17 protein-coding genes are annotated in these 22,406 nt (G+C 62.2%); 1 reads left to right on the forward strand and 16 read right to left on the reverse strand.

The window, feature by feature from the left end; all coding sequences use genetic code 11:
- Positions 1–104 precede the first annotated feature (104 nt).
- The 16 genes from guaA to LDN75_RS17570 all read right to left on the reverse strand — a co-directional run bounded on the left by guaA (position 105) and on the right by LDN75_RS17570 (position 21,109).
- A complete protein-coding gene (guaA, locus tag LDN75_RS17495) occupies positions 105–1,694 on the reverse strand; it encodes a glutamine-hydrolyzing GMP synthase (RefSeq protein ID WP_223933851.1) in 1,590 nt (529 codons plus the stop codon).
- 122 nt (positions 1,695–1,816) lie between these two features.
- Positions 1,817–2,317 carry a DUF3817 domain-containing protein gene (locus LDN75_RS17500; RefSeq protein ID WP_223933852.1) on the reverse strand — a complete coding sequence of 167 codons (501 nt, stop codon included), beginning with the start codon at positions 2,315–2,317 and terminating at the stop codon, positions 1,817–1,819.
- A complete protein-coding gene (locus LDN75_RS17505) occupies positions 2,314–3,201 on the reverse strand; it encodes an SURF1 family protein (protein ID WP_223933854.1) in 888 nt (295 codons plus the stop codon). Before LDN75_RS17505 ends, LDN75_RS17500 begins: the two co-directional genes overlap by 4 nt.
- An 83-nt stretch (positions 3,202–3,284) precedes the next feature.
- A complete protein-coding gene (locus LDN75_RS17510) occupies positions 3,285–3,773 on the reverse strand; it encodes a PTS sugar transporter subunit IIA (RefSeq protein WP_223933855.1) in 489 nt (162 codons plus the stop codon).
- A gap of 47 nt (positions 3,774–3,820) precedes the next feature.
- Complete coding sequence (locus LDN75_RS17515) at positions 3,821–5,575, reverse strand: glycerol-3-phosphate dehydrogenase/oxidase (RefSeq protein ID WP_223933857.1); 1,755 nt, start codon at positions 5,573–5,575, stop codon at positions 3,821–3,823.
- Positions 5,576–5,647: 72 nt separating this feature from the next.
- Positions 5,648–6,784 (reverse strand): GuaB3 family IMP dehydrogenase-related protein, encoded by a 1,137-nt coding sequence (locus LDN75_RS17520; RefSeq protein WP_223933859.1) that lies wholly within the window; start codon positions 6,782–6,784, stop codon positions 5,648–5,650.
- Between the two features lie 100 nt (positions 6,785–6,884).
- Complete coding sequence (locus tag LDN75_RS17525) at positions 6,885–8,774, reverse strand: ABC transporter ATP-binding protein (protein WP_223933860.1); 1,890 nt, start codon at positions 8,772–8,774, stop codon at positions 6,885–6,887.
- An 88-nt stretch (positions 8,775–8,862) separates the two neighbouring features.
- Positions 8,863–10,374, reverse strand: a complete 1,512-nt coding sequence (gene guaB / locus LDN75_RS17530) for an IMP dehydrogenase (protein ID WP_223933862.1) — start codon at positions 10,372–10,374, stop codon at positions 8,863–8,865.
- 257 nt (positions 10,375–10,631) lie between these two features.
- Positions 10,632–12,686, reverse strand: a complete 2,055-nt coding sequence (locus LDN75_RS17535; RefSeq protein ID WP_223933863.1) for an acyltransferase family protein — start codon at positions 12,684–12,686, stop codon at positions 10,632–10,634.
- Positions 12,683–14,785 (reverse strand): acyltransferase family protein, encoded by a 2,103-nt coding sequence (locus LDN75_RS17540; RefSeq protein ID WP_223937621.1) that lies wholly within the window; start codon positions 14,783–14,785, stop codon positions 12,683–12,685. The genes LDN75_RS17535 and LDN75_RS17540 overlap by 4 nt, the downstream gene beginning before the upstream one ends.
- Positions 14,786–14,932: 147 nt before the next feature.
- A complete protein-coding gene (locus LDN75_RS17545; RefSeq protein WP_223933864.1) occupies positions 14,933–16,042 on the reverse strand; it encodes an NAD(P)-binding domain-containing protein in 1,110 nt (369 codons plus the stop codon).
- A gap of 35 nt (positions 16,043–16,077) precedes the next feature.
- Positions 16,078–16,419, reverse strand: coding sequence for a hypothetical protein (locus LDN75_RS17550; RefSeq protein ID WP_223933866.1), 342 nt, complete (start codon positions 16,417–16,419; stop codon positions 16,078–16,080).
- A 170-nt stretch (positions 16,420–16,589) separates the two neighbouring features.
- Positions 16,590–18,245 carry a response regulator transcription factor gene (locus tag LDN75_RS17555; RefSeq protein WP_223933868.1) on the reverse strand — a complete coding sequence of 552 codons (1,656 nt, stop codon included), beginning with the start codon at positions 18,243–18,245 and terminating at the stop codon, positions 16,590–16,592.
- 249 nt (positions 18,246–18,494) lie between these two features.
- Positions 18,495–20,108, reverse strand: coding sequence for a chaperonin GroEL (groL, locus tag LDN75_RS17560; RefSeq protein ID WP_223933870.1), 1,614 nt, complete (start codon positions 20,106–20,108; stop codon positions 18,495–18,497).
- Positions 20,109–20,192: 84 nt separating this feature from the next.
- A complete protein-coding gene (gene groES, locus LDN75_RS17565; RefSeq protein ID WP_011775524.1) occupies positions 20,193–20,489 on the reverse strand; it encodes a co-chaperone GroES in 297 nt (98 codons plus the stop codon).
- A gap of 191 nt (positions 20,490–20,680) precedes the next feature.
- Positions 20,681–21,109 (reverse strand): hypothetical protein, encoded by a 429-nt coding sequence (locus tag LDN75_RS17570; protein WP_223933872.1) that lies wholly within the window; start codon positions 21,107–21,109, stop codon positions 20,681–20,683.
- Positions 21,110–21,176: 67 nt separating this feature from the next.
- Between LDN75_RS17570 and LDN75_RS17575 the strand changes: the two genes are divergently transcribed.
- Positions 21,177–22,403: a class I SAM-dependent methyltransferase gene (locus LDN75_RS17575; RefSeq protein WP_223933874.1), complete on the forward strand. Its 1,227-nt coding sequence runs from the start codon at positions 21,177–21,179 to the stop codon at positions 22,401–22,403.
- The last annotated feature ends 3 nt before the right edge of the window (positions 22,404–22,406 follow it).

Genomic DNA, 22,406 nt, shown 5'->3' on the forward strand with positions numbered 1-22,406 from the left:
CCTTTAGCCCGCTCCGCAACACAGTGGCAATACGAAATTCGCCGTCATTTCACAGCTGGAAGAACAGTGGCCGGCCTCCCAAAGGAGGCCGGCCACTCAAAATGCTATTCCCACTCGATGGTTCCCGGCGGCTTGCTGGTGACGTCCAGCACTACGCGGTTGACTCCATCCACTTCGTTGGTAATGCGGTTGGAGATGCGGGCCAGGAGGTCATACGGCAAACGCGACCAGTCGGCCGTCATGGCATCCTCGGACGATACCGGGCGGAGGACGATCGGGTGACCGTAGGTGCGGCCATCGCCCTGGACCCCGACGCTACGGACATCAGCCAGCAGGACCACCGGCATCTGCCAAACATCATTGTCCAGGCCAGCAGCGGTCAGCTCTGCACGGGCAATGGCGTCGGCCTTGCGGAGCAGGTCAAGGCGTTCCTTGGTAACTTCGCCGACGATGCGGATACCCAAGCCCGGGCCGGGGAACGGCTGGCGGCCAACAATTTCCTGCGGCAGGCCAAGTTGGGCACCAACGGCGCGGACTTCGTCCTTGAACAGGGCGCGGAGCGGCTCGACCAGTTCGAACTGCAGGTCTTCAGGAAGTCCACCCACGTTGTGGTGGCTCTTGATGTTCGCAGCGCCTTCGCCACCGCCGGACTCGACGACGTCCGGGTAAAGCGTGCCCTGGACCAGGAACTTGATCTTCTCGCCCTCGGCAGCGGCCTGGGCGATGATCGCCCTCTCTGCTTCCTCGAAGGCACGGATGAATTCCCGGCCAATGATCTTGCGCTTCGTCTCGGGATCGCTGACTCCGGCCAAAGCAGACTGGAAGCGCTCTTGCTCGTTGGCAACATACAGGTTGACCCCGGTGGCAGCCACGAAGTCGCGTTCAACCTGCTCGGCTTCACCTTCGCGCAGGAGGCCGTGGTCCACGAAGACACACGTCAACTGGTCTCCAACGGCCCGCTGGACAAGAGCCGCAGCAACAGCCGAATCCACACCGCCGGAGAGACCGCAGATGACCTTGGAATCGCCGATCTGCTGGCGGATCCGGTCTACCTGCTCTTCGAGGATATTGCCGGTGGTCCAGTTGGGGCTCAGGCCCGCGCCCTTGAACAGGAAGTTCTCCAGGACGTGCTGACCGTGCACGGAGTGCTTGACCTCCGGGTGCCACTGCACACCGTAGAGGCGCTTTTCCTCGTTGGCAAAGGCGGCTACCGGCGCTCCTGCCGTGGTGGCAAGCACCTCGAAACCCTCAGGAGCTTCATGGACGGAGTCGCCGTGGCTCATCCAGGTGTTCTGCGAGGAGGGCACACCGTCAAGAATCGAGCGGGCGTCGCCAACCACCAGTGCTTCGGTTGCGCCGTACTCCCGGAGGCCCGTCTGGGCCACCTTGCCGCCAAGCGCGTTGGCCATGGCCTGGAAGCCGTAGCAGATACCAAAAACGGGCACACCGGCTTCAAAAAGGTCCGCTCCGACCCGCGGAGCTCCCTCTGCGTAGACGCTGGAAGGTCCGCCGGAAAGGATGATGGCTGCCGGGTTCTTGGCCAGAAGCTGCTCGGTGGTGAAGGTATGCGGAACAATTTCCGAATACACATTCGCTTCACGGACGCGGCGTGCAATCAGCTGCGCGTACTGGGCACCGTAGTCAACAACCAGCACCGGCTTCTGGGAAGTCTGGGGTGCGGTGGGAGTAGTCACCCACCAAGACTACTTTGCCGGGCCGCCCCGGTGCACGTTGGCAAGGGCCCGAAGGGGTCAATTACGGGCAAGTCGTTAGGCATCTCACACCGCTGCACCTGCCTCGCCTGCCCCCGTCGCGACTAGTAGCGCTTTGAGGCCTGCGGGTTGGCTGCCAGTTCCGCTTCAACCTGTGCGTGGAACTTCTTCTCCACGATGAACGACATCAGCGGCACTACGCCGCCCAGGGCCAGCAGGACCAGCTTGGAGAACGGCCAGCGCATGAGCGACCACAAGCGGAAGTCGGAGACCAGGTAGACCACGTACATCCAACCGTGGACGATCAACACAGTGGTGGAGATATTGAAGCCACCGATCACGCCCTTGGGCTCAGACTCGGCGAATCCGAAGCCGAACGGCTGACCGGTAACGGCGTTCGTTCCACCGGCAAAGAGCGATACGCCAAAACCGTAGCGCGCAATCAGCTCAGCGCAGAGCAGCAGGAGCATGGCACCAGTCAGGTAGGCCATGACCTTGTAGAACTTCAGCGCGGAACGGATTTGGGCTTCCGTTCCGCCAAACCTGCGCTTCTTGGGCTTGGGTCCGGATTGCTCTGGCTGGATGGCCGGTTTGGGCTCAATCATTGCTGCACCTTTTGTTCTGGCCCAGGTTGCTGGGTTTCAGGGCTTGTCGGTTTGTTGGGCTCGTCTTTGTCTTCGTCGAGTCCGTCTTCGTGGTCGTATTCGTCGTGTGCGTCGTATTCGTCGTCTTCGAGGTCGCGACGGTAGTCGTCCGCCACCATCCGCCACCAGATGTACAGCGCGAATCCTGCAAAGACCACCCACTCCACGGAATAGAAGAGGTTCAGCCAGTTAACCTGTTGTGCGGGCGGCTGTGCTGGGATGTTGAGGGCCTTCACCCCCTCGTCGGCGGCTACGGGAACGCCGTCGGCAACCTCGGATGTCGCGGCAACGAAGCCCTGGTAGCTGGAGATCTCCCACGTGTTGATGAGTTCGGCAACGGCCACTGCAGACGCCCGGCCTGGACCGGCGTCGACATTTGGCACCGGCGCTTCGGACGGCAGCAGGCGGCCGGTCACCGTCAGGGTGCCCGACGGCGGAGGGCCGGCTTGCGCGGCATCGGCCACCCAACCCCGGGCTACTGGAATCCAGGTCTTGGGCGAGGCCGCAACACCGCTCAGTTTCGGAGCGTTGTCCACCGCGAAGGCCGAGACAATCCAGAATCCCTTCTGGCCGTTATATAGGCGGCCCTCGACGAGCACCTGCTTGGCGGGATCGTACGTCCCGGTGGCGCTGACCATCTGGTCCGAAACAGAGCCAGGGAAAAACTGCCCCGGCTGCAGAACGTCCACCAGCGGCTTGACCTCTTCAATGCTCGAAGACACCGGGGCTTCGTGCTGGGTGGACCGGCTGAGCTGCCACTGGCTAAGCAGCACAAACACCGCGGACAGGAGAAGCGCAAAGACGAGTCCTGCGATCCAGCGGGGTTTCAGCGCGGTTTTCAACACCCCTTAACCGTACTTCGTCACGCTGTAGAACAACGAAACGAACGGTAAGAAGCTGGGCTTTGGGCCCGGCCCGGCGCCCGGACTCAATGGTCGAAGAACACCAGGCTTGAGTTGATGAGTTCGGAAATGACTTCGGTATCGTGCGCGCGGCGCAGGGACTCGCGGAATGACTCCTTGGAGAGCGAACGCGCCAAAGTAGCGAGGACTTCCAAATGGTCCGAGAAGGAACTGGCCGGTGTGGCAATGAGCAGGATCAATGTGGCCGGGCCATCTGTGGCACCGAAATCCAAGGCGTGACCGAACTTGGTGACGCCCACGGCAATGGAAATCCTGTCCACGAATTCGCTGCGTGCGTGCGGCAGCCCAATACCTCCGGGAAGACCGGTGGCCAGTTGGTGTTCCCTGGAATGGACCTGTTCAAGGAAGCCTTCGAGGTTGGAGATCCGGCCGGCCGCGTGAAGGCGCTCCGCCAACTGTGCCGCAGCATCGATTTTGTCCTCGGCAACGAGTTCCAGGATGACGGTTTCCGGCGTAGTCAGTTCGGCGTCATACCGGTCAAGTGGTTCAGCCAAGTCGTGTTCCCTCCAGTGTGGCCTTCCGGCCGCAGGTCCTGTGTTGCTCAGCGAAGGGGAACGATGTCATCGACTCCCATGCGCGCGGCGTCAGCTGATTCGTCATCGGGTTGTTGCTGGCTGAGCCGCTCAGCTTCCACCCGCGCCAAATAGTGCTTAATCTCGCTTTCCCGCTGCGTCTCGCTCCAGCCAAGGATTTCTCCCATCAGCTTAGCCACTACAGGCACTGCTGACACACCCCGGTCCCACGCTTCGATCGAGATCCGGGTACGGCGCGTCAAAACGTCGTGAACATGACGGGCGCCCTCATGGGTGGTCGCATAGACCACCTCGGCGGCAAGGTAATCGTCCGCACCGGGAAGCGGTTCCCCGAGTTCGGGTTGCCCAGCGATGAGATCCAGCACTTCCGACGCCATGGAGCCGTAACGGTTGAGCAGGTGTTCCACGCGCGCCACGTGCACGCCGGCCTCTTCTGCGGAGCGGGCCCGGCGGTTCCAGGCGGCTTTGAACCCCTCCGCACCGAGCAACGGGATCGTTTCAGTACAGCTGGAGGGAACCCGTTCATCCATCGCCCGGGTGGCCTCATCCACCGCATCCTTCGCCATGACACGGTAAGTGGTGAATTTACCGCCGGCCACCACCACCAGGCCTGGCACCGGGTGGGCCACGACGTGTTCGCGGGAAAGTTTGGCAGTGGAGTCGTTTTCGCCTGCAAGAAGGGGGCGGAGCCCTGCGTAAACGCCTTCGACGTCCTCCCGGGTGAGTGGCCGCTTAAGGACCTTGTTGACGTGCTCCAGGACGTAGTCGATGTCTTTGCTGGACGCTGCAGGGTGCGCCTTGTCCAGCTTCCAGTCCGTGTCCGTAGTACCGATGATCCAGTGGCGGCCCCAGGGGATCACGAAGAGCACAGACTTTTCCGTGCGCAGGATCAACCCAACAGTGGACTGGAACCTGTCCCGCGGCACCACAAGGTGGATGCCCTTGGATGCCCTGACTTTGAGTTGGCCCCGGTCGGTAACCATGGCTTGGGTTTCGTCCGTCCAAACGCCTGTGGCATTCACCACCTGCTTGGCGCGGACCTCAAAGACGCTGCCGTCTTCCTGGTTTTCCAGCTTGGCGCCCACCACGCGTTCACCTTCCCTGAGGAAGTCCACCACGCGCACCCTGTTCACGGCGTGGGCACCGTAGTGCGCGGCCGTCCGCACAACGTTGACCACCAAACGGGCGTCGTCCACTTGGGCATCGTAGTAGCGGATGGAGCCAACGAAAGCATCGTCCTTCAGGCTCGGAGCCGCCCTGAGGGTGCCACGCCTGAAGAGGTGCTTGTGCATGGGAACGCCCCGGCTGTGCCCCGAGGTGAGGCCCAATGTGTCATAAAGCATGATGCCCGCGCCCACGTAGGGGCGCTCCCAGAACCTACGGGTCAGCGGGTAGAGGAAAGGGACAGGGCGCACCAGATGGGGTGCGATCTGCTGGATCAGCAACCCGCGTTCCTGGAGCGCCTCCTGGACCAGTCCGAAATCGAGCATCTCAAGGTACCGGAGGCCACCATGGATGAGTTTGGACGAGCGCGATGACGTCCCTGAGGCCCAGTCCCTGGCTTCAACTATGCCGACTGTGAGGCCACGGGTCACTGCGTCCAGGGCTGCGCCAGCCCCCACCACGCCTCCGCCGACAATCAGGATGTCCAGCTGTTTGCCGGGTTCGGCAGTGGCTTTCAGGACTTCAATCGACGCGGCACGCGATTGCGGGCTCAATGCTCCCGGCGAATTCACCTGCGGACCGCCTGCGACATTGCTCATCGGACCCCTCCTCAAACGCAACAGCTGGTAGTCCCCTACCCTACTTGTTGCTCGGCCCGATTGGCAGGAGTCCTAATTGCCCGCGTAAGGGGACACTACGACATCCACACGCTGGAACTCCTTGAGGTCCGAGTACCCGGTGGTTGCCATGGACCGGCGCAGGGCGCCAATAAGGTTGGACGTGCCGTCCGTGTGGTGCCCGGGCCCAAAGAGGACTTCCTCCAGGGGGCCAACTGTGCCGACGTTGACGCGGTCGCCGCGGGGCGATTCGAGGTGGTGCGCTTCCGGCCCCCAGTGCCAGCCGCGGCCGGGTGCTTCTTCGGCGCGGGCCAAGGCGCTGCCCAGCATGACGGCGTCCGCACCCATTGCGATGGCCTTGACGATATCGCCCGACCTGCCCATGCCGCCGTCGGCAATCACATGGACATAACGCCCACCGGACTCATCCATGTAGTCGCGCCGGGCGGCAGTGACGTCCGAGATGGCCGACGCCATGGGCGAATGAATGCCGAGTGCACGGCGCGTAGTGGTGGTAGCACCTCCGCCGAAGCCAACGAGGACGCCTGCGGCACCCGTGCGCATGAGGTGCAGGGCCGGCGTGTAACCAGCTGCTCCACCGACGATCACAGGGACATCGAGTTCGTAGATGAACTGCTTAAGGTTCAGCGGTTCGTGGTTTTTGGATACGTGCTCAGCGGAGACCGTTGTTCCGCGGATGACGAAGATGTCGACGCCGGCGGCCACCACGGTCTTGTAGTGTTCCTGGGTGCGCTGCGGGGTCAGGGAGCCCGCGACAGTGACGCCTGCGGCACGGATCTCGGCCAAGCGGGAGCTGATGAGTTCCGGCTGGATGGGCGCCTGGTACAGGTCCTGCATCCGGCGGGTGACTGCCGGGCTGCTGGTTTCGTTGGCCAGGCCGGCGATCTCGTCGAGCACCTTCTGTGGGTTCTCGTACCGGGTCCAGAGGCCTTCAAGGTCCAGGACGCCGAGACCACCCAACCGGCCCAAAGTAATGGCGGTATCCGGCGACATCACGGAGTCCATGGGAGCGGCAATCACCGGCATATCGAACTTATAGGCGTCGATCTGCCAGGAGACAGAGACGTCCTTCGGGTCGCGCGTCCGACGATTCGGAACGATCGCGATGTCATCCAGGGAGTAGGCACGACGCCCACGCTTGCCACGGCCAATCTCAATCTCATAAGTCACTGCTCGAGTTTATCCCACCAAAACCAAGCAACCGTTTTGTTCCAACCGGCTCCCGGGTTTTGTTTCCAACCGCCTACCAGGTTCTGTTTCCAACCGGCTGTTAGGGGGTGTTCTGGCTGGTCTCTTCCACGGTGAGCTGGGATTCGAACATCCGGAAGTAGCGGCCCCTCAAAGCCACAAGCTCCTTGTGTGTCCCTTCTTCGGCGATCCGGCCATCTTCGAGCATGTACACAACATCTGCCTTCTCGATGGTGGCCAGCCGGTGGCTGATGGCAATGATGGTGCTGTTCCGGTCCGCGAAAAGCCGCGTGAAGATCCGGTGCTCCGCCAAAGCGTCTATGGCCGAGGTCGGTTCGTCCATGACCATGAAGGAGGCATCCCGGTAGAAGTTACGCGCCATGGCCAGCCGCTGCCATTGCCCACCGGAGAGGCCGCTCCCCTTGCGTCCCCGGGGATCCTCCATCCAGTTGCTCACATGGTTTTCCAGGCCGTTGGGTAGCTTGTTGATGAACTCCATGGCCTCGGCATCTGATGCGGCACGCCGAATGCGGGAATCGTCCCGCGGTTGGCGGACATCGCCCAGGTAGATGTTCTCCGCGGCAGTGGCGAATTCATACTTCAGGAATTCCTGGCTCAGGACCGCCAAGTGCCGGTGCCAACTGGTCACGTCGATTCCGGTGAGATCGACGCCGTCAAGCAATACCTGGCCTGAATCCGGCCGGTACAGGCCTGCCAGGATCCGGATCAGCGTGGACTTTCCCGCACCATTCTCACCAACGATTGCAATGTGCTGGCCTGCCCTGATGGTCAGGGAAATGCCCTTGATGACTTCAATGTCACTCCCGGTATAGCTGAAGCGGATGTCCCGCATTTCCACAACGGAAGGCGACTTCACCAAAGGAGGCTCATGGCCGCTGGGCACGGGAAGTGCCATGAACAGCTCGTAGTCTTTGAGGTTGGCAAGGTCTTCGTCAATGGAACTCAGCGACGAAACCAGGTTGTTGGCGGTGGAAAGGGCCCGGCTGACGATCTGTTGGATATAGAGGAACTGCCCTACGGGTTGCGCCCTGGCAATGATTTGTCCCACCACCCAGATCAACGAAACAACCTCGGCCCCGTACTGCAGGGCGTCCGCTGCGAGCTGCTTGGGGATGTAGCGCTTTTGGAAGTCCAGGCGCCGGCGCTCGTCAGCGTCGCGAAGCCGCGAACGCAGGCCCATCAGATAGCCTACGATTCCATAGAGCCGCATCTCGGCAATGTGCTGGGGCCGCAGGAGGTTGGTCTCGATCATGCGCCGTTGCCGGCGCGAATCCACCTGGGTATTCCAGTGGGCTATTTGCTCGCGCGAGAGTTTGAACTGCAGGTAGACGCTCGGGACGATCGCAATGAGGACAATGACCGCGATCCACCAACTGACCAGCAGCAGCGCCCCCACTGCCAGGATGACTGAAACCAACTGCGTAAAAATGGCCGCGATCCGGTCCAGGACCCGCGCATAGGAATCCGAGAATCGCTTGGCGCGATCGTAGAGGTCCACCGTTTCCTTGTCGTCATAGCGCCAAAACTCCAGTGCCAGGAAGCGCTCATACATCATGTCGCCAACGATCGCGCCCACTTTGAAGCTCATCAACTGCTGGATGTACCGGTCGACGCTGCTGAAGGCGCCCCAGAACAGCCCCAGCGCTGCCGTAATGATGACGTACAGGATCGCCCGCGGACCGGCGTCGGGATCCCCCGCATAACCGGCGGCCAACGCTGTGGTGGTCAACGCGGCGAAGTAGGTGGTAACCAGCGGCAACGTGGCCGAAATCAGTGACCCGGCCACTTTCATGATGACCGCCACGGGTGATGCCTTGAAGCTCACCTTCAGGACCTGCCCGACGGCGCGGGCGTACGGCCGGAGCGCAAGCTTGCGGGGCGCTTTGCCGGGTTGGACTGAGTTCAGGCGGACCGACTCCGGGTGCCGCGGTTGTGCGGGCTTTTCGGACATGTCCCCAGCCTATTCCTCCCCGCAGACATTCCGTTGCCGCCCTTAAACAGCTGTTCCCCGCGGAAACGTCCGCGGGGAACAGGAGTGGTCAGCGGGAACCGTAGTTCGGCGCCTCTACGGTCATCTGGATATCGTGCGGGTGCGATTCCTTCAGGCCAGCCGGAGTGATACGGACGAACTTGCCGCGTGCCTTGAGCTCGGCAATGGTGGGAGCGCCGGTGTAGAACATGGTCTGACGAAGGCCGCCCACAAGCTGGTAGGCCACCGAAGCCAGCGGTCCGCGGAACGCCACGCGGCCTTCGATGCCTTCCGGGATGAGCTTGTCATCGCCGGAAACGTCGGCCTGGAAGTAGCGGTCCTTGGAGTAGGACGTGTTCTTTCCACGGGACTGCATGGCACCAAGGGAGCCCATGCCACGGTAGCTCTTGAACTGCTTGCCGTTGACGAAGATGAGTTCGCCCGGGGACTCCTCGCAACCAGCCAGGAGCGAGCCCAGCATCACGGTGTCAGCACCGGCGACCAAGGCCTTGCCGATATCGCCGGAGTACTGCAGCCCGCCGTCGGCAATCAGCGGCACGCCCGCCGGGATGGCAGCCTTGGCGGATTCGTAGATGGCGGTGATCTGCGGAACGCCTACGCCGGCGACGACACGGGTGGTGCAGATAGAGCCCGGGCCCACACCTACCTTGATGCCGTCGGCACCGGCATCGATCAGTGCCTGGGCACCTTCGCGGGTTGCAGCCTGGCCACCGATGATGTCCACGTGGGCAGCAATCGGATCCGACTTCAGGCGACGGATCATGTCCAGCACACCTTGGGAGTGGCCGTTGGCGGTATCCACAAACAGGGCGTCCACGCCGGCGTCGATGAGTTTCATGGCGCGTTCCCAGCCATCACCGAAGAAGCCGATGGCAGCACCTACGCGCAGGCGGCCTTCGTCGTCCTTGGTGGCCAGCGGGTACTGCTCTGCCTTGGTGAAGTCCTTGGTGGTGATGAGGCCCTTGAGGCGGCCCTGCTCGTCAACGAGAGGGAGCTTCTCGATCTTGTTGGTGGCCAGCTTGTGCGAGGCTTCCTCGCGGCTGATGCCCACATGCCCGGTGATGAGCGGCATCTTTGTCATGGCATCGCTGACGCTGCGCAGCGGGAATTCCGATTCCGGAATGAACCGGGTGTCGCGGTTGGTCACGATGCCCAGCAGGCGTCCGTCCGTGTCCACCACGGGAAGGCCGGAGACACGGTAGCGGGAACACAGCTCGTCCAGCTCCTGCAACGTGGCCTGCGGGCCAATGGTCAGCGGGTTGGTGATCATGCCCGATTCGCTGCGCTTGACGCGGTCCACATGCTCAGCCTGGTCATCGATGGACAGGTTGCGGTGCACCACGCCCAGGCCACCCTGGCGGGCCATCGCGATGGCCATGCGGGACTCAGTCACGGTGTCCATGGCAGCAGAAAGCAACGGCGTCTGCACCGTGATCCGCTTGGAAATGCGGGAGGACGTGTCCGCGTCAGAGGGGATGACGTCAGTGTGCCCGGGGAGGAGCAGGACGTCGTCGTAGGTCAGGCCTACGAAGCCAAAGGGATCGTGTTCGGGCTGGGTCATGAGTGCGGCCTCTTACCTGGGTTCCGGGGGCTATAACTGGTAGGGGTTGCAACTGATGACCAGCCCGTCATTACGGGACTGGCCTGTGCATAAAGTACTGGCCTGTGCATGAGGTACTGCAAGGCAAAGGTGCTTCGGGTATTGAATAAATAGTAGAACCTCCGCGGCGATCGCCATATTCCGCGACGCCTGAGTGTGAGCAACGGCACTGGCGGCAGGCCGACGTCGTGCGTTCCATGCTCCCGCGGGCGGCGGGGCTAGCGCTCTGACCAGCCCGTCGCGGCGAGGAGCCGCTCCTCGAACATCGGAATCATGCTCTGCACGTAGGTCTTGGTGAGGTGGTTGTCGTCCTTGTAGACGTACACATTCCCAACCACTGCCGGACACGTGCCCTTTTCACAGATGAAGTCGCTCATGTCCATCAGGTACAACCGATCCACCTTGCCCACGTAATCGTCCAAGGGCGAGGAAGCCGCCAGGGAATCCTCCAAGGGAGGGTTGCAGTCAGGCGATTCGGGGCCCTTCTTCTGCACGCACTCCGGCATGTTAATGCTGAACCGCGGGTTGTCCCGCACGCCGACGACGTCGATTCCTGCATCCGTAAAGGGTTTGATGCCTTCCAAATAGCCAGGCACCTCGGTCTCGAACGGGGCCGTGACGTGGGTCAATGACGCCACGGTGAACACAGCATCGGGTTTATGTTCCATGACGTAAGCGGCACTTGCCTTGTTGAAGTCGTTGCAGTCGCCAGCACGCTCGGGAGATTCGGCACCGAACCGGCAATTCCCCTTCAGCAGTGTGACCACTTCCCAACCGTGCTCCTTGGCGATCGGACCGAGGGCGGCCATGTACTGCTGGGCATGCGAATCACCGAGCACCACGATCCTCTTGGTCACTACCTCGGGTTCATCATTCTGGAGGCAACCCTGCAGCAACGGATCCGTTGGGACGTTGGCGCCTGTGCACAGCCCGTCGATGTCAGCCCATTCATCTTTCATGGCGGCCGGTGCGGGAATGATCATTGCCTCAGGCGTCGGTTGCCCCGCGTTCTCAGGCGAAAGTGCTGCAGCACCGGGCGTCAGTTCCCTGGGCTGGTCGGCTATCGCCACGCTTTCCGCGGAGATGGCACCCTGCCAAGCAGTTACCGGCAGCGCCAGCAACGCACCACAGGAAACAATCACGACGACGGCCCGCCAGGACCGGGCGTCCGGCCACTCCCAGCGGCGCATCGGCATCTCGACATACCGTGTGGTGGCGATAGCCAGCACCATGGATACGGCCATGATGCCCAGGCCCTGCAGGAGGTTGGGGCTCGTGGTGTCCGTGAGGAGCAGGAAGAACACCAGGACAGGCCAATGCCACAAGTACAAGGCGTAGGAATTGTTTCCCACCAGGACCAAAGGCTTTGAGCTGAGCACGCGGTCCGCACCCAGGCGGCTGTTGCTCTGGCCGGCGACGATAACCGCCGCTGCCGCGAGGGTCGGCCACAAGGCCACGAAGCCTGGGAAGGAGCGGTCGACAGTGAGGATCAGCCCACACGAAAGCATGGCGGCCAGACCGGCCCAACCCAGGACTACCCGAGGCCAGCGTCCCGGTTTGAGGTACGGGAGAGCCAATGCCAGCAGGGACCCCAGCGCGAATTCCCACAGCCTCGCACGGGTATCGAAGTAGGCATACGCCTGGTTGTGGGCCGTCTGGTCGATGGAATACACCAGCGAAGCCACGAAGACCACGCCGAACGCCACGAACAGCAGCTGCCGGTGGGCCAAGCCCTTGCGCCCCGGGAACATTTTTGCCAGTTGCGGCTGCAGCAGGGCCACGGCCGCGAAAATCAGCGGCCACAGGATAAACACCTGGCCTTGGACGGACAAGGACCAAAAGTGCTGCAGAGGACTGGCCCCGGAGTGGTCCTGGGCATAGTAATCAACGGCAGAGTCAGCTAGCTGCCAGTTCTGCCTGTAAAGCAACGAGGCCCACGCCTCGGCGAGCACGTCCGGCCACCGGCTTTGCGGGACGAAGGCCCACGTGGCGGTCAGGACTGCCAACAAGACAACGACGACGGCGGGCAGCAGCCGCTTGAACACGTGGAGCCAATGCCGCAGGAGGCTCAGGGGCTTGTGGTTTTCGAGCTTCCGTGTAAACGACAGGGTAAGCAGGAAAGCCGAGATGAGCAGGAAGACGTCGACCCCACCGGATACCCGGCCGAGCCAAATGTGGTACGCAGCCACCATCAGTACAGCCAGGGCGCGCAGGCCCTGGACCTCAGGGCGGAAGCCGCGTTCCGCAGTCGTCCGTTCCATGTTGTTGCTCATCGCGTCCACCCCGTCGCGGCAAACCACCTTTCGTCGAACATTTCACCCATGCTGGTGACGTAGGTCTTCGACAGGTGATTATCGTCCAAGTAGACGAACACATTTCCTATGACGCTGGGACACTGGACACCGTCGCACAGGAGATCCGTCATATCCAGGAATGCGGCATTGCCGAACTTTCCCTGTACAGCTGCAAAGGGGCTCTCCGCGGCCAGGACGTCATGCTGGTCAGACTTGCACTCGCTGCTGTCCACGCCCTTGGACAGCGCACATTCGGTGACGTTGTGGTCAAACCGTGGGTTGTCACGGATGGCAACCACCTGGATGCCGAGGTCGTTGAAGTTGGTGACGGTCTGTTCAAAGCCGTACACCAACTCCTCATCCGGAGATGACGGGGCCGCCTTGGTGCCCACCATGAACACGGAATCCGGCGTGTGGGCTGCCACGTACTTGGAAGCGGCCGAGTTGAAATCGTTGCAGTGTTGGTCAGCGTCGGCGTTGTCCGGCATGAAGGGGCATCCGCCCAGCAGGAGAGCCGTGACTTTCCAATGCTCAGCCTCAGCGAGGGGGCCCAGTGCGGCCAGCCATTGCTGGGCATGGGAATCGCCCAAGACAATGATGCTCTTGGTGGCGTCGTCCCCCACGCCGTTCTGCTGGCAATTCTCCTGCAGCGACTTGTCCTCCGGCCGGGAATCACCCTCACACGTCCCACCCAGGTGTGCCCAATCCTCAGGTAGCTGCTCTGCCGTAGGCAGCGTCTTGGCATCCTTGCTGACCTGGTCCACGTACCCGGGAAGGAGTGCATGCGCTCCTGGGTTGTCATTGAACGCCTGCGTTTCGGCGGCCTTCTGGTCCAGATATTGCTTGTACTCGAAGCCAAGCAACGGCGTGCACGCCAAGGCCAGGCAAACAGCGATGGAAATGGCTGCGCGGCGGCGTTTCACTTCGGGCCACTTCCACTCCCGGAAGGGCTTCTCCACGTACTTGGTAGTCAGGAACGCCAGGACCAGTGCCAACGCCACGATGGCGGTGCCGGAAAGCCAGCCGGCATGGTCCTTGCCACTCCAGGCCAAGGCGATGACCAGAATGGGCCAGTGCCAGAGATAGAGGGCATAGGAGTTATCGCCAAGCCTGACCAGGAATTTGGAGCTCAGGATACGATCCACTCCGAAGCGGCTACCGGTCTGACCCGCAGCGATCACAGCAACCGCAGCCAGAGTGGGCCAGAGCGCTACAAAGCCAGGAAACGCCGTCTGGACCTGCAGCAGAATGCCGCAGCTGAGCATGGCAGCCACGCCGATCCACCCCATCACCACACGGACGGGTTTGGAAAAGTCCAGGGCAGGCAGGATCAAGGCAACAAGGGTTCCGAGTGCAAACTCCCAAAGCCGGGCAAAGGTGTCGAAGTAGGCCACCGCCTGGTTGTTGGCCGTAAAAATAGTGGAGTACGTCAGGGACACGACGAAGATCAGCGCAAATACGTAAGCGAGCGAGGCCCGGTATCGGAGATCGAATTTGCGGCAGATGACCGCTATCACGGCGAAGATCACTGGCCAGAGAATGAAGACCTGGCCCTGGATGGAAAGCGACCAGAAGTGCTGCACGGGACTGGCGAGGCTGTGGTCGGTGGCGTAGTAGTTGACCGCCAGGGTCTGCAGGAGCCAATTCTCGTAGTAGAACAGTGAAGCCCAGGCCTGGTGGACCACTTCCACCCAGCGGGTGGGAGGCAGGAAAGCAAAGGTGGCAGCCAGTGTTCCCAGGAGGACAACAACCACTGCGGGCAGCAGGCGCCTGAACAGGTGCAGCCAATGCCGCAACAAGTCCATCGGGCGCCGCTGTTTGAAGCGGCTCGTGAACTGGAGCGTCATGAGGAATGCCGAGATCAGCAGGAAGACATCCACCCCGCCTGATACCCGCCCAATCCAGATGTGGTAGCTCACCACCATGAGGACAGCGAGCGAGCGGAGGCCCTGGATTTCGGGTCGGAAAGTGGACTTTACAACGGGACCGGTAGCCCGCCTGTTGGGACGGGCGGGCGGTCGGATCGTTGATGTAGTCACGTTAGGCAGTTCCTCAAGGCTATTGCACAAAGCATCCATCATACGCCGTTCCGGGCGCCCGCCCCAGTCGGGCCAGCCTGTGGAACCGCCTTACGAGTGTCCATTAGCTCAGGTTGGACTATGCATTTGCAAAGATGAAACTGTGCGTGGCCTGTGCTCGGGCAGGTCTGTTTGAACCCCGGGGAACTAGGCCAAAGCCGGGCGAGGCTCTGCTGCCAGCGGCTGTTCCGCTGTGATCCGCTGTGCCAAATAGCGGGCATCGCGGCCCACTCCGGGAAGTGTTGCCGAGACTGCCGCGAACAGAAACTCCTGGCCGATGAAGTAGAGTCCGGGCACAGATTCCACCACTCCCCTCTTGTGGGCCGGAGCTCCATCCCCGTCCTGGTACGGGAGCTTCAGCCACGAGTAGTCCTCGCGGTATCCGGTACACCAAATAACGTTCGCGACGTCCAATGGCCGGCCCTCTTCAAGCACCGGTTTGCCTTGCTTTACCCCGGCTATCCTTGGCAGCAGTTCCACCTTCGCGCCACGCAGTTCCTTGGTGCGCGTCCGGATCAAAGGTGCCGCCATGGTCTTGAATGCCGGCGCCACCTTCCGGCCAACCGGAGTGTTCAGCGTCAGGACGTGCAGTCCTGCGAAACGGACCACAGGCAGGACAAACCGGGCTGCAGCGCGTCCATGGCGAACAGGAAGTTCCCCACTGGCTTTGCCCGCCAGCAACGTGGTGTGTGTCCTGCTGGCCTCAAGGGCAATCTCCGCGCCGGAATTGCCGAGTCCTACGACGAGGACCGGCCCTGGTTGGAGTTGTCCGGGATTCTTGTAGTCCTGTGAGTGAAGCTGGACGGTGCCCGGATCCAGCTCATTGGCGAATGCCGGCTGCTTGGGAACGCGATATCCACCGGTAGCTACCACTACGTTGCTGGCAGTCCAGGACCGATCGCCAGAGCTCACAAGGAAACGGCCGCCATGCTCCCGCACCTCGTCAACACGGACTCCGTGAACCAGGGGAAGACTGAAGCGCCGTGCATATTTTTCAAGGTAGTCCGCCAACTCATCCTTGCTGGGAAACGCCAAGGGGTCTCCCGGAAAAGGTGCGCCCGGCAAACCGTCATACTTGGCCGGCGTAAAGAGCCGAAGCGAATCCCACCGTTGGCGCCACGCATCGCCAGTCCTCGCATTCTCGTCAAGGATGACAAAGTTGTGGTGCCGTTGGGCCAGCCAATAGCCGAGGGCCAAGCCGGCTTGGCCGCCGCCCACGATGACGGTATCGAACTGTGGGTCGCTCTCTTTCTTCATGACTGTTCCTGTCTCGTTATTGATCCAACGCGAAATCACTCGTGGGCGATGGCGGCAGCCGCCATGGGCCTTGGATGATCCCGCGTTGCCGGGGTTTCAGTTGCTGGGGTTTCAGCGGGAACCTTCCCGTACCGCAGGCACCACACCAACATCAAGGCCGACGTCACCACATAGAAGGAGTGAAGCAGCCACACGGGTCCGGCCGGAAGATCGAAGACGTAGAAGGAATGCACGGCGTTGGCGATGTTGGTCAGGGTGATGTTGCTCAAACTGTAGGAGGCCAGGTCCTTGGTTCGGACTGCCTTCACCAACATGGGCAGCATGCTGGATGCAAAGAGCACGGTGGATACGGTGCCGGCGAGCAGTGGAATGTTCATAAGCCCAAGCTATGAGTCCGGTGCCCTCCGCCGCGTCGGCCAAATGACGCATTCCGTTGGATGGGGCATGGGTATTAATGCGCATGCCCGGGAAGTGATAGAGCATCCAGGGAAAACCCCGCAGGATGTGAGAGAACATCGGGAGAAAAGCTGTGGGATGTGAGAGAACATCACTTGATCAAATGGTGTTCGAAGGCATATTTGGTCGCAGCGACCCTGGATGGCAGGGCGAGTTTGTTGAGGATGTTGCTGACATGCCGGGCAACGGTCTTTTCGCTGAGGTACAGTTCCCGCGCAATCGACTTGTTGGCTTTTCCGTCAGCTACGAGCCGCAGGACTTCAAGCTCACGGGCAGTGAGCATGGAACCATCGCCGCCACCGCCCCCGCCGCCACTCACCGTGCCGGCTCCCGCACTGAGCCCGAGCACCTCGGTCATGGCCGGCACTGCTTCGAGTTCAGCGAACTCGGCTGTGGCGGCTTCGAATTCCATGTCTGCAGAGTCGGGATCGCCCAACCCGACGCAGGCACGACCAGCCAACACCCGGCACCGGGCGGCCTCGTACGGAGCCTCAAGGCTGTACCAAAGCCGCCAGGCCTTCCGGGCGGACATCAGTGCGGCCTCGGCACTCCCCTCGGCCAAGAGAACGCTGGCTTCGGCCTGCGCTGATAGCGCCCGTTCCAAGGGGCGGCTGGCTTCGTGGAGCGGCGCTGCGAGTTCATCCGCCGCCGCCCTGGCTGCGACGAGGTCCCCCGCGGCAAGCTCCACCTGGACCACGGCCGGAAGCAGCCTGCACCGGTTGGCCGGATCCGCTCCGGACATTGCACGGTGCAACATGGCCTGCGCTTGGGACGTTTTGTTCTGGGCCATGCGTAGAAGCGCAAGGCCGGGCAATGGCTCGTAACCGGTCTCCCCTGCCTTGGCGTAGGCTGCGTCGGCCTCGTCCAGCCTGCCCCTGAGGCGGAGGACTTCAGCCTGTTGGTACCAAGCTCCCCAGGCCGCTTCCGGATCGCCCCGACGGGAACGGTCCTGGGCGATGCGGGCCGCGGCCAAGGCATCGTTCCAGGCGCCATGCAGGATGAACAGCTCTGCGCGGTGCGATTGGCATTGCCCACTGAACATCACCATGTCCGGCCGGTCCCCGCACCACCGTTCCAAGGCTGCCGTCCATTCCTGGGCGCGGTGGACATCCAAGGCCAGCCTGCAGCTTCCAATCACCGCACAGTAGATGATCCCGGAAGGTATGGGCGAGACCTCGCCGGCGGTGACGGACAACATCACTTCATCGAGGAGCTGCAATCCCTCGTCCGGTGAGCCGAGGGTAATCGTAGCCGTGCCCAAGCCCAGCTGGCCCAACGCCATGAGATCCCGGTCGTGGAAACGCTGGCCCACTTCAAAGGCCCGGCCAAACAGCTCGTGGCTGGCCGCGGGGTTTCCTCCGTACAGTGAACCAAGGGCGGATGGGATGAGGAGGTAGCCCTCCGCTTCTGTGGGCTCTTCCATTTCGGCAATCAGATGCTGGGCGCGTGACATCCAACCGGAACTTCGCGCGGGTTCCCCGATGTCCATGAGGAACAGCACCAGCCACGCCGCACAGCGCGCCGCACCGGCCATGTCGCCCAGTGTCAGGAATTCCTCGTGGGCCCGCGTCAGGTATTTCACTCCGTCATCGTCATGGCCCAGCAGCATTGCCACGGATGCCACCAGTTCCATGTCCCGGGCAGGCAAGCCACCTTCGGAATCGGCCCGGGCAAGGCAGTCCAGCGCATCGCTCCAGCGATGCTCGGAGAACGCCGAGCGTCCCAGATCCAAGGCTGTGACCGACATAGTGAACACTCATTCCGCGACCGGGAGCTACCCGGTTGGCGCACCCAAGCCGCCGTATTAGCGTCAGGGTACCGCCGCCGTCGTAAGTCCCACAATAGGTCCCCGCGTCCGAGAGGAACCGTGCGGGTTCCTGACCTTCCTTGGTTCGCAGACCCCTGTTTTCACCCTCTTTGGGTTGCGTGGGGCGTGTTCAGGGCAGAAAAAAGCCCTGGCCACGCGAAGGTGACCAGGGCTTTTTCGAACAGGCGATTAGTGCTTGTGGCCTGCGTGTGCGTCTTCTTCCTCGGCCGGCTTCTCGGCAACCAGGGTCTCGGTGGTGAGAACCAGGGCAGCGATGGAAGCGGCGTTGCGGAGTGCGGAGCGGGTGACCTTGACGGGGTCGATCACGCCAGCAGCGATCAGGTCCTCGTACTCGCCGGACTTGGCGTTGAAGCCGTGGTTGGCCTCGAGTTCGGAGACCTTGGAAACGACGACGAAGCCGTCGAAGCCAGCGTTCTGGGCGATCCAGCGCAGCGGCTGGATCAAGGCACGGCGGACGATGCCAACAGCAGCTGCCGCGTCACCTTCCAGGGCCTTGACGGCGGGCGACTCGTCCAGTGCCTTGAGGGCGTGGATGAGGGCGGAACCGCCACCGGAAACGATGCCCTCTTCAAGGGCCGCACGCGTGGAGGAAACGGCGTCCTCGATGCGGTGCTTCTTTTCCTTCAGCTCAACCTCGGTGGCTGCGCCAACCTTGATGACACCGATGCCGCCAGCCAGCTTGGCAAGGCGTTCCTGCAGCTTCTCGCGGTCCCAGTCGGAGTCCGTGCGGGTGAGCTCGGCGCGCAGCTGGGCCACGCGGTCGGCAACGTCCTGCTCGGTTCCGGCGCCATCGACGATGGTGGTGTTGTCCTTGGTGACCGTGATGCGGCGTGCCGTACCCAGTACCTCGAGGCCAACAGTGTCCAGCGAAAGTCCAAGGTCCGGGGAAACAACCTGGGCGCCCGTGAGCGTAGCGATGTCCTGGAGCATGGCCTTGCGGCGGTCGCCGAAGCCCGGAGCCTTGACGGCAACAACGTTGAGCGTGCCGCGGATACGGTTGACGATCAGCGTGGAGAGGGCTTCGCCTTCGATGTCTTCGGCGATGATGAACAGTGGCTTGGACGCCTGCAGCGCCTTCTCCAGCAACGGCAGGAATTCCTGCAGCGAGGAGATCTTGCCCTGGTTGATCAGGATCAGGGCGTCTTCGAGGACGGCTTCCTGGCGTTCTGCGTCGGTGACGAAGTACGGGGAGAGGTAGCCCTTGTCGAACTGCATGCCTTCAGTGAGGACGAGTTCGGTCTGGGTGGTGGAGGATTCTTCGATGGTGATAACGCCATCTTTGCCCACCTTGCCGAACGCCTCGGCGAGCAGCTCGCCAATTTCGTCGCTCTGGGCGGAGATAGCAGCAACGTTGGCAACCTGGGTGCCCTGCACTTCGCTTGCGTTCTCCAGGAGGCGGGCTGCGATGGCTTCAATGGAAACCTCGATGCCACGCTTAATCTCGCCAGGAGCGGCACCTGCGGCAACGTTGCGCAGGCCTTCCTTGACCAGTGCCTGAGCCAGGACCGTAGCGGTGGTGGTGCCGTCGCCGGCGACGTCGTTGGTCTTGGTGGCTACTTCCTTGGCCAGCTGCGCGCCAAGGTTCTCGTAGGGGTCGTCAAGCTCAACTTCGCGGGCGATCGTCACGCCATCGTTGGTGATCGTGGGAGCGCCCCACTTCTTGTCCAGCACGACGTTGCGGCCGCGCGGGCCAAGCGTCACCTTGACAGTGTTGGCGAGCTTGTCGATACCGGCCTCAAGAGACCGGCGGGCAGCATCGTTAAAAGCAAGCTGCTTTGCCATGGTTGTGTCCTTTCAAGACAGAAAACCCGCACCGCAGAAGGTCGGAATGATTCCAACGCGGCTGCGGTGCGGGGCTCCAGGAAGTTACTTTACGACGATCGCAAGGACGTCGCGGGCGGACAGAACGAGGTACTCGTTGCCGCCGGTCTTGACTTCGGTTCCACCGTACTTGGAGTAGATAACGACGTCGCCAACAGCTACGTCAACCGGCACGCGGTTGCCGTTGTCATCGAAGCGGCCGGGGCCGATTGCAACAACTTCGCCTTCCTGCGGCTTCTCCTGTGCGGAGTCCGGAATTACCAGGCCGGAAGCCGTGGTCTGCTCTGCTTCGAGCGGGCGAACAACAATACGATCCTCAAGAGGCTTAATCGAGACCGACACTCGGACTCTCCTTTTCATGAGCTGATTCATGGACTAAGAACTAGGGTGCCGTGGCGTGCAACCGTCGTCGCGGTGCCGGTGGACGCCTGGCGTGATTAGCACCCTCCGAGGGAGAGTGCTAACAAGACTCTATGTAAGCGTTAGCACTCGGTCAAGGTGAGTGCCAGAATTTCGTCGTTGGTGAACTCCCGTTACCGCCCGGTGAGGTCATCGAGATCGTAGTCTTCGCCGTCGTCGTCTTCATCCACAGCCGCAGATCCGCGATTCACATACAGGACGACGGCGGCCGCGAGGGCAACGACGCCGGAGATCACCAAGGCGATGATCCCGCCAATGCGGGCCCCGCTGTACAGCTCCCGTATATCGCGGGCTTCGTCAGTAGCGTCATTCACGCTCTTGCCCGTCACGGAGTAGGCCGCCGCGTTGAATGAATCCAAGGCGAAGATGACGATCAGTAGGGCAACGCAGATGACAACGATCACGGCGCCCACGATCAAGGCAGGACGGGCGTATGCCACGAGGGAACGGCCGGAGGAATGCTCTGCGGCTCCTGGGGCAGGGGAATGGTTCCCACCCGGGTTGTTCGTGTCGGAGGGCTGCGGAGCTGCGTTGTCTTCCATGAAAACAACCCTATCGGGCTGGTTCCGAACTCACGGCGTCAAGGCGCGCGCCATTAGGCTTGATCCCATGTCTCACGCACCGCAGGAACAGATCGCACCCTTGCTGACCACTGAAGGATGGGAACTCCTTGCCTCGCTGGGACCCTACCGCGAAGCGGATGCGTTCAGCATGAACGCCGATCTCCGAAAGGCAGGCCACTCCCCTGAGCTGGTGGCCGCGGTGTTGACGCAGTCCCGGCTTCGAACCCGCGCGGAGGCCAAGTTCGGTGAGTTTGCCCGGCAGATGCTGTTTACCCAGGCAGGACTTGAGCAGGCGACCCGCCTCAATGTCGCGGCCCGGCACGCCGAGCGTTTCGCCAAGGCCGGCATTTCCCACGTAGCAGACCTGGGCTGCGGCCTTGGAGCCGACTCCATGGCCTTGGCCTCGATGGACATTGCCGTGACCGCCGTGGAAATGGACGAAACCACTGCCGCATGCGCCACCATCAACCTCATGCCCTTCCCGCACGCCACAGTGGTGCATTCGGATGCCACGTCAGTGGACCTGGACGGGATCGACGGCGTGTGGCTGGATCCCGCACGACGCACGACCTCGACGTCCGGGACCAAGAGGATCTGGGATCCGGAAGCGTTCTCTCCCCCATTGTCATTCGTTGAAGGCCTGGCCGCAGCCGGCCGTGCCGTGGGAGTCAAGATGGGTCCCGGCATGCCACACGACTCGGTTCCAGCGAACTGTGAAGCGCAGTGGGTCTCCGTAGGTGGTGACGTCACGGAGGTCACGCTGTGGTTCAACGCGGTGGCCCGCCCCGGGATCCGGCGCGCGGCACTTGTCATCGGTTCCCAGGGCGCTGCTGAGCTCACCAGCGGCGAGGATTTCGACGGCGGTCCGGTGGCCGCCGTCGGGCCTGTTGAAGGGTTCCTCTACGAACCGGACGGTGCTGTCATCCGCGCAGGCTTGGTGGCCGACGTCGCAGAACGCCTGGGCGGGCACCTGGTGGATGAACATATCGCCTACATCTGCGCCCCGGAACTTCATGACTCGCCCTTTGCCCGCGCATACAAGGTGCTGGACGTGATGCCTTACAACGTCAAAGCCCTCAAAGCCTGGGTCAAAACGAATGGCATCACGGTACTGGATATCAAGAAGCGCGGCACGGCAGTCACTCCCGAAGAACTGCGGAAACAACTGCTTCCATCCAAGCGCGACACCAAGCCCGCAAAAACGGCCACCCTGGTCCTCACCAGGATCGGCGAGGAGAGAGTGGCCGTAGTCGTGGAACCCGTGACGTTCTAGGCC

This window comes from Arthrobacter sp. StoSoilB5 (assembly GCF_019977235.1).
Taxonomy (GTDB): domain Bacteria; phylum Actinomycetota; class Actinomycetes; order Actinomycetales; family Micrococcaceae; genus Arthrobacter.